At 31.8% G+C, this 12,792-nt stretch carries 8 protein-coding genes; 1 reads left to right on the top strand and 7 read right to left on the bottom strand.

What is annotated here, in order from left to right; translation table 11 throughout:
* Window positions 1–369: 369 nt before the first annotated feature.
* The 3 genes from JK636_RS03205 to JK636_RS03195 form a co-directional block, all read right to left on the bottom strand.
* Complete coding sequence (locus tag JK636_RS03205) at window positions 370–2,082, bottom strand: methyl-accepting chemotaxis protein (protein ID WP_202747413.1); 1,713 nt, start codon at window positions 2,080–2,082, stop codon at window positions 370–372.
* Window positions 2,083–2,239: 157 nt separating this feature from the next.
* Entirely contained in the window at window positions 2,240–3,298 is a 1,059-nt protein-coding gene (locus JK636_RS03200; RefSeq protein ID WP_202747412.1) for a response regulator transcription factor, read from the bottom strand.
* Between the two features lie 21 nt (window positions 3,299–3,319).
* Window positions 3,320–5,401: a PAS domain-containing sensor histidine kinase gene (locus JK636_RS03195; RefSeq protein WP_202747411.1), complete on the bottom strand. Its 2,082-nt coding sequence runs from the start codon at window positions 5,399–5,401 to the stop codon at window positions 3,320–3,322.
* A 1,074-nt stretch (window positions 5,402–6,475) separates the two neighbouring features.
* Between JK636_RS03195 and JK636_RS03190 the strand changes: the two genes are divergently transcribed.
* Entirely contained in the window at window positions 6,476–7,780 is a 1,305-nt protein-coding gene (locus tag JK636_RS03190) for a GNAT family N-acetyltransferase (protein ID WP_202747410.1), read from the top strand.
* Between the two features lie 501 nt (window positions 7,781–8,281).
* On the opposite strand, the gene JK636_RS03185 is transcribed toward JK636_RS03190, so the two are convergent.
* The 4 genes from JK636_RS03185 to JK636_RS03170 form a co-directional block, all read right to left on the bottom strand.
* Window positions 8,282–9,112, bottom strand: a complete 831-nt coding sequence (locus JK636_RS03185) for a class I SAM-dependent methyltransferase (protein WP_202747409.1) — start codon at window positions 9,110–9,112, stop codon at window positions 8,282–8,284.
* Window positions 9,113–9,875: 763 nt separating this feature from the next.
* Entirely contained in the window at window positions 9,876–10,700 is an 825-nt protein-coding gene (locus JK636_RS03180) for a GNAT family N-acetyltransferase (protein WP_202747408.1), read from the bottom strand.
* Between the two features lie 237 nt (window positions 10,701–10,937).
* On the bottom strand, window positions 10,938–11,702 hold the full coding sequence (locus JK636_RS03175) for a sugar phosphate isomerase/epimerase family protein (RefSeq protein ID WP_202747407.1): 765 nt from the start codon (window positions 11,700–11,702) through the stop codon (window positions 10,938–10,940).
* Window positions 11,703–12,121: 419 nt separating this feature from the next.
* Window positions 12,122–12,502 (bottom strand): hypothetical protein, encoded by a 381-nt coding sequence (locus JK636_RS03170; protein WP_202747406.1) that lies wholly within the window; start codon window positions 12,500–12,502, stop codon window positions 12,122–12,124.
* Window positions 12,503–12,792 lie beyond the last annotated feature (290 nt).

Raw genomic sequence — 12,792 nt, 5'->3', positions numbered from 1 at the left:
CCCAATTAGAGCATACGGCTCTTCATATTATTTTACAAGAATTGCTATCTATACACATTTACATAAATTTTAGGCTTAGGTAATGGATTATATTTCATATAAATTTTGAATTTGTCTAAGTAAAAACTTCGTCTTTGACTTCTCGGTTTAACCACTTAAACAGTGCCTTCTTTATTTCAAGACAGAACTGACTTATTATATGGTAATAATATGTAATCTCCTTCCCTCCGTTGGCATTACCCTACTTCATCGGTACTAGTTACCTATTTATCACCATCAAATAAAGGACTAAAGTTAATCCCTAACTTTAATCCTTTATTAATTTTAAGCAAAATAAAATTTCATCACTATGCTGATCCCTCAGAAGTCTTACAGCTTGAATTTCTGTACCATATCAGTTAATTTTTGAGCAAGTTCTGCCTGACTTTGTGCAGATTTTGCAACATCACTAATAGTAAGAGTTATTTCATTAACACTATTTGATATTTCTTCAGAGCTTGCTGCTGATTGTTCTGCAGTGGCAGATACATTTTGTATAGCAGCGCTTATTTGCTCAATAACTTCATTCATTTGTTTTGAAGAGGCTGAAATCTCTTCTGTAATATTATTCATAAATTCAGAATCCTTTTCATATTGAACACCTGTACTCTGAAGGAATTCATAGCTTGGCTTTACATTGTTATCCATAAAATTGAGTACATCTTGTCCACTTTGTGAAAGTTTAATAACTGCTTCTTGCACTTGCTCAACCATACTTTGGATATTTACAACCGCTTGCGAGGCTTGCTCTGCAAGTTTTCTTACTTCATCTGCAACTACTGCAAAACCTTTCCCCTGTTCTCCAGCTCTTGCCGCCTCTATTGCAGCATTTAAAGCTAATAAATTTGTCTGCTGTGCTATATTACCAATAGAATCGGCCATAATTTTAACTTCTTCTACAATTTTAGCTTCTTTAATAGCACTTAAAATATTAGAGCGATTTTGACTATATATTGCTGTACCTTCTTCTATATTTTTTGAGGCCTTAGCTTTTATGTCAAGAGCACGATTCTTTATCTCATTTACAGATACCTTTGAATCATTTGCTCTATTAGCAAGACTATTTGTGTTAGCACTTATTTCTTCTGTTGATGAGCTCACTTCCTCAGTAGTCGCACTCAAATCTTGTACTCCTCTAGATATTTGTTCTACTGATTCATTTACTATTTCCATTTTAGATGAAACCTCTTCAACAGTTGCTGATAATTCTTCGCTTGTTCCACTCATATCATTGGCACTATCAATTATTTCTTTTATTAGATCTTTCATATTTTCTCTAGACTGATTCAATGCTTTAGCAACATTTCCTATCTCATCCTTTGAATCAATATTAATTGTTGCTGTAAGATCTCCCTGACCTATAGCCTCAGAAAATAATAAAATTTCTCTTAATCGCTTTGATATTACAAGTGATATAAAAAGGCCTAAAAAAATTGCAATTGTAATAGCTATTGCTATTATACTAATAGATACTATTGTACTACTTTTGAAAATTGCATTACTACTGTTATAATCATCAGCGGCAAGTTTTGTATCTAAATCTATTTCTTTATCTAATACAACAAACATATCATCTCTAATTTTCGAAAGTTCAGGAAAAATAACATTAGCTCCATCATAATCCGAAGCTTTAACTTTATCTATAAGTTGGCCTCGAGAAGTTCTATATTCATTTAATAGTTTTTCAAACTGAGCAAACTGCTCCCTATCAGTAGTAGTAGTAATTGTAGTTTTATAATCCTCAGCTAAGTTCTTATCCATATCTTGTAATTTGTTTATATCATCAACTAAAGTAGAGACCTTGCTGTTATTTTTAGGATCTAAAATTTGCAAAACATCTGCTCTAATAGCCATAAGATTTGTTTTAAGCATATTTATATCCTTCACGCCTTTTAAATCAATATTATACAAATTCGAAACATTTGAATCGATTTTTTTCATATTGGATATACCTAGAAAACCAACAGTTCCAATTAATATAATCATTATTATAAAAGCTGTCATTAACTTATATAACATTTTTAGGTTGTTAAAAATTTGCATTATATCCCTCCTGATTTATAAAGTTTCTCTTTTGTTCTGAACAAAAAATAAAAACAATGTATATTTTAATAATACATCGTTTCCATTTGAAACTTAATGAAAAAAAAAGATATTATACCCCGAAAAAATTCAGTTTTTCAATAAATTACTTTATAAATTAAATTATTGTCCTAGAGTTTTTAAATCTTCTATATTCTATTGGGGAAACCCCTGAATACTTCTTGAACAACTTGCTAAAGTACTCTGGATCATTATACCCCAATTTATCTGCAATCTCATAACTTCTGTTTTCACTCTCTGCAAGCATCTTTTTAGCCCTTTCCATCTTAACTTTTGTTATATAATCTAAAAGTGAAATACCAGCCTTTTTTTTAAAGATTTCGCATATATAGTTTTTATTCATCTGAAGAAAGTTTGCGATCACAGGTAAGGTAACTTCATTTTCCACATTCTGCAGAACAAATATACTTATTTTATTTATTAAACTGCCATAGCTTTTACCCAAATATAAGCAATTTATCTCTGTTTCTAAATTATTAATACAAGAAATATAGATATCCCTTAATTCTTCTATAGAAGTTAAATCACGCAAATTTAAAATCTTAATGCAACTAACATCAGCAAATTTCATAAACCAAGGCATATTGTTGTTGGTTGCTTCTAATACTTCCTCGAGAAACTCTGTAATTAGGTAACGTATTTTTGCCTTATCCTCATATTCAGAAATTATCTTATCAAAAATAGCACAAGCTAAATCTTCTGCAGATCTACCACTTTGAATCAATTCTAATATTTGTTTAATATCTGCTAAAGGGGTATATGCCATTATTTTTTTCTCTTCTTGTTTCTTTTCAATGATGAATGATTTAACCCTTTCCAGTAACTTACTAATATCATTTGAATTTACTGGTTTAACAAGATAATCAAAAGCTCCTAGTACCAATCCTTGTCTGACATATTCAAATTCACTATATTCACTAAGAAGCACAACACAGTGCACCAGCTTTTTTTTCATTACCTTCTCAAGTAATTCTATGCCGTCTACCATGGGCATTCGAATATCAGTTATAATCAAATCAACTGGGTTAGCTTTCAGCTTCTCCAAAGCCTCATGCCCATTTCTTGCTTCTACTGTTATTTCAAAACCTGAGGTTTCTCCCCATACCTTCAGTCTTTTCAATTGTAATTTCACTATTTCCATATCATCAACTATCATTACCTTATACATTTAATCACCTTATTCCATAGGAAGCGTAAAATATATCTTAGTACCTTTATTTAGCTCACTTTCCATCCAAGTTCTTCCTCCATGTTTCTGAATTATTTTATATACAGTGGCTAACCCTATTCCACTTCCCTCATATTCTTCTTTATTATGGAGTCTTTGAAACATGGTAAAAAGCTTCTTGGAGTATTTCATATCAAAACCAGCCCCATTATCTTCTATCCGGAAGATATATTCTTTATAATTTTGCATACAGCTAACGCTGACAATGGAAACTTCCTTGTTTTTTGTAAATTTTATAGCATTGCTGAGTATATTATAAACTACCTGCCTAATAAGAATTTGATCTGCTGTAACAATTGGAATTGCTGTTTCTATACCAAATTCAATACTTCTTTCCGCATAGGTTGTCTTTAATTCATTAAATACGTTTATGAACATTTCTTCTATATCTACTCTTTCTTTTTGAACACTTGTTTTTGAGGTAGTTGAGTATTGCAGTACCCTGTCTATGAGACTTATCATATCACAACTCACTTTAGTAATATTAGTTATCATATCCACGACTTCTTTTTCAAGAGTTATTTCGTAATCTTCAAGAATTATCCTACTATATCCATCAATTGCCCTTAAAGGTGATTTCAAATCATGTGAAACTGTATAGGTGAAGGCTTCCAGTTCTGTTAAAGTGCTTCGCAGCTTCGCAGTACGTTCCTCTACAAGGTGCTCCAACTCCTGATTAATTTTTATAAGCTGCTGTTCAGCTTCTTTCCTTTTAGTAATATCTTTAACAAACACAGCTGTTCCGCAAATTTCTCCGTTGTGATATATGGGATTCAAGAATACTTCTGTGTATCTTTTCTCATATTTTATATGATACTGAAAACTATATCTACCATTATTCATTGCCTTGTCATAATAGAATTTCCACTCCTGTGCAATATCATCTGGCAAAAATTCCGATATACTCCGACCACTCTCGATTTCTAAGTCATAGCTTCGTTTCATATAATCATTTAATGATGAATTAAAATTTAAAATACGATAATTCCTATCTACTGAATATATCATATCATCAGTACTTTCAAAAACTGCTTCCAAATGCTCTGTCATTTCTCTCTTCTTTGCTTCTAGCTGCTTTAACTCAGAGATATCATGAAACATGATACCTACCTGTTTATTATTTACCTTAAAAGCATTTACTAATAAATGTCGATTAAATTTTGAATTGAAAGCCTCACATTGCAATGGAATATCAGTTTTTAATATATCATTAAGCCTCTTCAGATCTGATTTGTTTACTCCAAAGGATTTTACATATGTATTCTTAATAGCATCAGCAGCTTTCAATCCAAGATGTTTCTCAATTGCGGGATTTGCTTTGATTGCTATCGCATCTGCAGGTTCATTTGCTTCATCGTATATAAACTCATTAATAATCATTCCATCACTCATTTTATCAAAAATAAGCTTATATTCTTCTTGAACCTCAGCTTGTTTTCTCTTAGCTTCCATATAATCAGTCACATCTCTTGCAACGCTTATAATTTTCATTATTCCATCTTCAGTACTAACTAATCTAAAATTTATCAAGAGAGTGCATGATGTGCCATCCTTCTTTCTTCCCTCAAACTCTAGGTCATTAATACTTTTTTCCTTCAACAATTGTTCTATTACAGTTTCCCTAGACTCGGGATCACAGTATATATTTCCCATGTTTTTTCCTATAAGTTCATGTCGGTCATATCCTAAAATATTTTTGGAAGAAGGAGATATTTCAACTATTGTTCCATCAATTAACGTTTCACAATAAAGATTCATTATATTTTGAAAAATATCATGATATTTTTTCTCACTTTTTTTAACAAGTTCCTCTGCCTTTTGTTTTTTTTCAAGATAACGTATAGTAACTCCTGCTGTTGCCATACAAAACATTATAAGAATAATAAGATATATTACATCTCTGTCATCAAGAATTTGAGAAAATACCAGCGGATTATCTCTTAATGGTAATAAATACTCTATTAATATTGAGAGAAACCAAAAGCCTATGCAAATAGCTACAGCTCTCGCCAAAATAGCCCCATTGTTCATTGACTTACTTTCTATATCATATAAAAATAACTTTTTCATATTTGGCAATAATAGCATCACATCGCATACTATGAGGATAAAAAAGTTTTGGACTATAACTTTTATTAAGCATAAACGCAGAATCCCTATGCTAATCGCAGTAATAGTATATTTATACAAAAAATATGAATTATATTTTACTAACAATGGAAATAAAAAAAAGAAAAATACAGATGCTATTAGCAAACAAAATATCTCAATGAAAAAAATATTATAAATACACTTTTTTGATTGCTTCCTTTTCTCTGCGCCATACCCATGTAATGTAAACCAAACAACCATGTTACAAAAACCAACAACACATCCCCACCCTTCATTCAACCAAAGATAGAAGGGATAAAATGCACATAGCCCAAAAAATAAACTAACCAATCCATATTTTCTTCCCCATGCCTGAGTAACAAGCATGGGAAACGTCAAACTCCAAAGAAAGTCTAACCTAATTATTCCCACATTAATTTTCAAAGTAAAAAATGTTCCACCAAAGCCCAGTAACCCTAAACTAACTGCAACTAATGTTTTATACAAGTCCTGAGATAATATCTCATGCCTCAGCCTTACTTTCTTCTCTTTAATATTTATCATAAGCCACCCCAAATTGAATTCCTATATACTTAAAAAAATCCAAACTATACATCAATGTTTATACATTCAACCTGCAATATTAATTTTTCTACTCTTCTCTTCAGATAATTTTAAATGTATAATAAGCAAAACTGTGAAAGCAGTTAATATCTAGATATAGAATTTAAAGATTAATTTTACCTATATCAATATGTTAATTATAATTGCCTCATAATGTTTATGCAATAATTATAGGAGTGATAATGTTTGCAGCCTATTGACGCTGGTTGTATTACAGCTAATTGTAAACATAGCTCTCCCTCAATAACATTTATTCTAATTCATACCTTAGTTATTGTTGGCTATAAAAAAATACTACTTTGAAACATGTACCACAAATGGTAGAATTAAGCATATAAAACTTTAGGCAATTTACATTAGCACCAGCTTCGGTATGGGAGGAGAAAATATATGATAATTAAAACAAGCCTTAGCAAACCAATATATGATTTTTTAAATAAGAATAGGCTTATTAATCTTAACTTAATTGGTTTCTTAGAAAATGTACCTGATGCAGAGATATATGTTGATAATGAAGCTTATCCTACAGGAGTGGTAGCAAGAAAAGACTATTTCAGCAGCTTATACACTGAGAATGATGCCTTTCTTAATGAAGTTCTTGATACCTTGTATAAGGATGGTTTCTATGGATTCAGGGCAGTCTATAGGCCTATAGCAGAAAAAATAAGAAGCAGGTTTATCGTAAATTGGGAAAGCTTAAACGCACTTTATTATCTTCCTGTAAAAGAAGTTGATTTAAGCAGAATAAAAAATCCTGTAAAACCAATTGATATAAAGGATGCAGAAATTATAAACCATTACTACACTTACAAAGACGAGATAAGCCTTGACAAAATAAGGGATGATATAGAGAACAGACCCTCTTCTGCAATATATGTTGACGGTGATATTGCCTCCTGGGTGCTTATACATAACGATAACTCAATGGGTATTATGTATACTAAGGAGGAATATAGGGGAAGAGGATATGCAGAAGACGTTACCCTTGACCTTGCAAACAAGATATTAAAATCAGGCCGTGTACCATTCCTTACAATAGTTGATGGAAATAATATGTCACCAGGACTTGCAAAAAAATGCGGGTTTGTGCATGAAGGTGTTTTCACTGACTGGTTTGGAATTATTTCAGGAACTCCTAAAGAACTAATTGACTGGCATGATGACTGTGATAATAAATTTGAAAAGGCAATTGAAACAGTAAAGGAACAGTTGTCAACCAACGCAAGTAAGCTGGATTGCATGTATATTATTAACGGTAGGGCAAATGATTCAATGCCAATTCCAGAAAACTTCCAAATTGAAGTTGCTGAAACTATTGAAAGAAAGCTTATTTGGTGTACCACTCTCGCAGAAGGGCTACACATCAACAGTGACAAAAAAAGAGATTTCATTGAAAAGACCTTAAGCATTATAACAGATAAAGAATATGAATTTAAGCTGATTTTAGGAACTATTGATGGAAAGCCTATTTCTACTATAGCCTTTTTAAGGTTATTCGATGATCTTAGCGGCATATATATGAGTTCTGTAGCTGCAAACGCTGATAAGGATAAAATTCTTAGAGCAACCTTGGCTAAAGCATTAAAGAAGGTAGAAGAGTATAATATGTATTTGTCCTTTATAAATTCAGAAGAATCAGCACTGGATTTATACAAAGAAATAGGCTTTATTCACAGCCATTACAGGGAACTATAGCAGTTTTCGCATTAGAGGAGCTATTGTAATTTTTTGAGAACATAAAAACACATTGCGCGTACTCCAGCTTCACTGGACGCACCAAAAATAAAAAGCTGCTAAGTGGCATTGGTATACCTCTGAGCAGCTTTCTCATCTACTTATTTTTATTCTTATGCTCCAACAATTTTAGGAAAATCCTCAAAAACCGATATTCCATATAATGTATCGTCTGCAAAGTAAAACACTTAAATTAAAGAAGAAAGTTAAATATCATAAACCGAACATATAGGTTCTATGATTTTGTTTATTCTAAATCGAAGAAAGAAAAGCTAATGGCATATTACTGAGTGCCATCCTGTCAATTTGTTAATTTATTTTTCAAGTATTATCAAACAGACCAGAAGCATTGATACGTCTTGCTTCCGGACTGCTTTCACCGTATCATTACCAAGTGCTATTTTTTGTTTAAAAGATTAAGTTATAACTCAAGTACAGATTATACTTAACTATCAGAAGCTTCTACTTTGTAAAAACGCCACAAATAGTTTCTCCTGTATCTGAAAATTCCTTCCCCGCAATATCGCCATAAAATTCAAATGCATTGAAGCCAGCGGTTTGAATTTCTGATAACAGTGCTTCCTCAGTAAAAAAATGGTCCCATATATTATAGCAATTTACAGTTTCTTCGGTTAGCACAATAGACTGCCTTAATTCTGTACTATCTTCATCATCATATTGATAAACAGAGTCTAAGCAGACATGTGGCTTTTCACTAAAAAACCCACCCTTTTCATAGTATTTCCATGAACGATTTTCACCTTTCCTCATAAGAGGTGTAAATACATCAAAAATAAATTTACCGTTCGGCTTTAATGCTTGATATACTTTTCTCAATAAAATAAGCCTATCCGTAATTGATAACGCTGCATAATCACAATATATTAATGTTATTACATCGAACTGTTCATTATAATCAATTGTCAAGTAGTTTTGGTAATGGTACTCGATATTGCTTTTATTAAGTAATGTTTGTTCCTTTGCATACGCAATGGAGCGTTTAGAAAAATCCACTCCTTTAACAGAATATCCAGCACTACAAAATCGCTCTGCATATAATCCAGGGCCGCAGCCTAAATCCAATAATAGCTTATATTGAGACGATGGTGCAATTTCTGAAATCCACTTTACTGATTTATCAAGAAATTCAGGTTTGCGAGTTGCGGCATCCCAATTGGGATTTAGATGAGCAGCTAACATACCTTTAGAAATATGTTCATCATCCCAAAATTTATTTGTGCTTGGATCATATAATTTAGGTTTGGTTATATATTTTTTAAGTTCATTAAACATAGTCGCATCTCCTTATACAAATTTAGTTGCTTTAAATTGTAATTTAAAACTGTTTTCATCTTCGTTTTTTAATCAAATCCAATATCATATAATGCATCCTTTCTTTATTTAATAAATTATGTAATGGTATGATTAACGCAAAATAAAAAAGCCGTAGATTTACTCTACGACTTTACATTCAAAAGAAAATAGTAAAATACGTATGGAGAGTAACCATAAAATCAAAACTAATAAATTGGCAACACACAAAAACCGTCTTAACAAAAACAGCTTCGCCAAAATATTAAATTATGATTTTATCTTACTTCTCCGTGCACGCTTATGCATTATGATTATATTGCACTAAACTTGCCGAACGACATTCCACCCTTCATAATCAAACCATTACATGTATATATTACCACTATTACTATTTAGTGTAAATAACCATTTCTGATTTTTAGAAATTCAACTTTAACTTATTCTCCTGTAGATTATGCATTATGTTAACAGTATATAATAGACATTTTGCTCGTTATAATCTACAGTTCTCCATCAATAAACTTAAATCAAAAAAACTCCTACTAATTGCATTCTATCAGCAAAGTTGCGTATAACGTTTCTGATTAGCGATGTCTTTGACTGGACCTGCAGAGCTCTTCTTCGGATGCGATGCTCAGCACCCGGCGGAAAGATGTCCGCTAATCTTATGTTAGATGAAGTTCTTTCAGTTACTCTGAAGGAATACCCCAGTATACTTAACCATCATTAATTTCTAAAGCAATTATATTTTTTTTACCATACTATATGATTTATAGCCTCTTGGATCATTTTCTTTTACAAAAACTATCTTGTATCCTAATTTTTCATAGAATTTTTCTGCTTGAAACTCTACTGTACCTAAATTAATGCTATAGACATTTAGCTCTTTTGCTTTTTCCTCTATTTTACACATAAGATTTTTACCGATTCCATTTCCTTTATACTCTTCATCAACTACAAGCCAACCTATATACATTGAATCTTCAGTAATGCTCCCATGAACTCCTCCAACAAATTTATCATAATCTAATGCAACAAACATTATGTTTCTTTCTTCCATTGGATAAATATTATTGTCCCTATTAAATTTCTCTATTTGATTTAATAAAATAGAATTATATTTATCTATTTTTTCAGTCACAACTATAACTTCTGTCTGAGAATTACTTTTTATATCAAAATCAATACTCTTCAAATAGAAACATCTACTTGTTCTTGGTGTTCTTTCAGTAATTCCTCCAATATCAAAACTAATAGCCTTGAAATCTTCTACTCTAGATTCAACTTCTGTATATAATTTCATGCCTATTGCTTTATTTTTATAATAATGACTAACTTCTGAAATCAACTTTTTCAAAACATCAATATTCTCATAAAACATACTACCAATACTTACCCAATCCCAAGAGTAATTTGTATATACACTTCCAACCAGTTTTTCACCATCTATAGCATAAAAATATTCACTTGATGAATCTTTTTCACCAGTATGTTTTAAATTGTATGCTCTTAATTCTTTTATAAGTTCATCTTTATATTTAAAATTTTTATCCTCTATATACCTCATTTTATCCCCCAAAAGTTCATAAATTTTTTGTGTCATATAATTCAAATAATAATATGAAAATTGTCTCATATTTATAGAATAAAGCAAAGCTATTTATTATACGGTTCATCTTATCCAAAGTAATTAATTTAAAAAGAATTTCATCTAACGTTACTAATTCCCTACACCGAGAAAGCCACCAATTACGGTATCCTGTATATATAAAAGATTGTTGCAGATTATTTCCGTTATCATGGATTATAGTTGTTTTAATGTTTCCAACTTTTTTGCTTGCGCATACGCTTTTCTTAAAAATTCCTCTATCGATAAATCCTTATAACCCCAATTCATGGCCTCTATTGAAGTCGGCCCTGAGTAATCAGTTGCAGCAATTTTTTTCATGGCTACAGACCAATCAATTGTACCGTCAAAGGGCAATCGATGTATGGTATTTCCGTTATAATCATGTAAATGTAATCCCATCAAACGGGAACCGTACATGGATAATAAGTCACAATTCGGATAATAATGGTAGTGATGGCAGCAATCATAACATAATCCTATGCGCTGGGAATTCACTTGCTCCAACACATATGATAAATTGGTAAAGTTCCGTAAATTCTCCATCGCAACATTGACGCCAAGCTGTTCAGCTTTTTCAGTAATTTTCATAATTCTATTCAGTCCCAATGCATTATACGGCTTGTCATCATCCGGCAGATGCACCACCATGGTCGGAATCTCAAATTCCGCACAATCCTTGACGCATTGCAAATAGCAATCTATTGAGGCTTCACCATCCAGATTATCAAGCCAGATGTTATCTTGGACTTGAAATGGTGTGTGGATATTTTCTATAACAAGACCCGCTTCCAGAACAATTTGTGGACCGCTTCGATAATCGTTACGACCTAAGTATTCACTCCACCATAATAAAACACCATCAAACCCTGCTTCTTTTATCAGCCGATAACGTTCCTTTATTGGCAATTCATAGCCAAACCAATCATAAATAGTAATCATAATACATTCCCTTTCTTGCTTTTACGTTATAGCTTTATTTAATTCATATACTTCACCCAAGCAAAATTATGCCGAGATATTTTATACTTCATTGCGAATAAAAACATTGATAGTATTCAAGTCTATTTTATACCGCTAAGACGCTGAATATATAAATAATCTGTATCTCACATTTCTTTGCTATTATATCTTATTAAATAAATTAAAAAACCTTCAATTACATCTTTGCTTCATCAAAATTACAAATAAAGTCTCGTACTCCAGACGCCGAGAAGCTTAGAGAGCTCTTGTAACTCCCCCTCAAATGCATATATATTCCTATCCTTTAACGAATAAATCATATGGCATCCAATTTGCTCAATTATATCGTTTCCACTTACATTATTCAGGAACTACAAAATCTCATTACTTTCAGGTTACTAATACTCTCCATTGTATTCAACAAAACTTGTTAGCTTTACGCGGTCTACATGATGGGGTATGCAGACGTGTTTTGCTGTTAGTGATAGACTTTCTAAAAAATCAATTGCTGCGTTTACTAACTCATCTGTGGAAAATACATTCTCATCTAAGAAGCCACTTAATAATCCTGAATCCCCTTTAATCTTCAGAAGAAGATAACCATACCCCGGGTCGACTATGACAAGATTAACTATTTGATCTTCTTCTTGTTCTCTAGAGCTATCATAAAATCTCACCATAATATCATTGTCTCTGTAAAATATATCAACATCACATGAAAAACTTCCATATTTAAATTTCATTCTTCTGTTATCCTCCTTCTTTACACTTCGGTCCATCTTTCTTACAATTGCTTTTCACAAAATCCTATCTTAATTCTTCGTGTAATTACTCACTCTCTTCAAAGTTACGTATAACGTTACTTGTTCAAGACGCCGAGACACTTAGCCAGACTTGGCTTAGTGACGCAGGTGTAGCTTGGCTATCTTTTCAAGCCAAGCTGTACGGAAATTTTTTGTTCGTATAATAGGTTTATAACCAATTACTTCAATTGGGGTATAAACCTATCTTTATTTTAGATACTATATCCATCAAACTGGGTGAAAATCGTATTTTTTGTTGGGACTTA

The organism is Clostridium rhizosphaerae, assembly GCF_016765585.1.
GTDB lineage: Bacteria > Bacillota > Clostridia > Clostridiales > Clostridiaceae > Clostridium_AT > Clostridium_AT rhizosphaerae.
The sequence above is the reverse complement of the archived record's forward strand: the minus strand, read 5'-3'. Positions and strand labels throughout refer to the sequence as shown.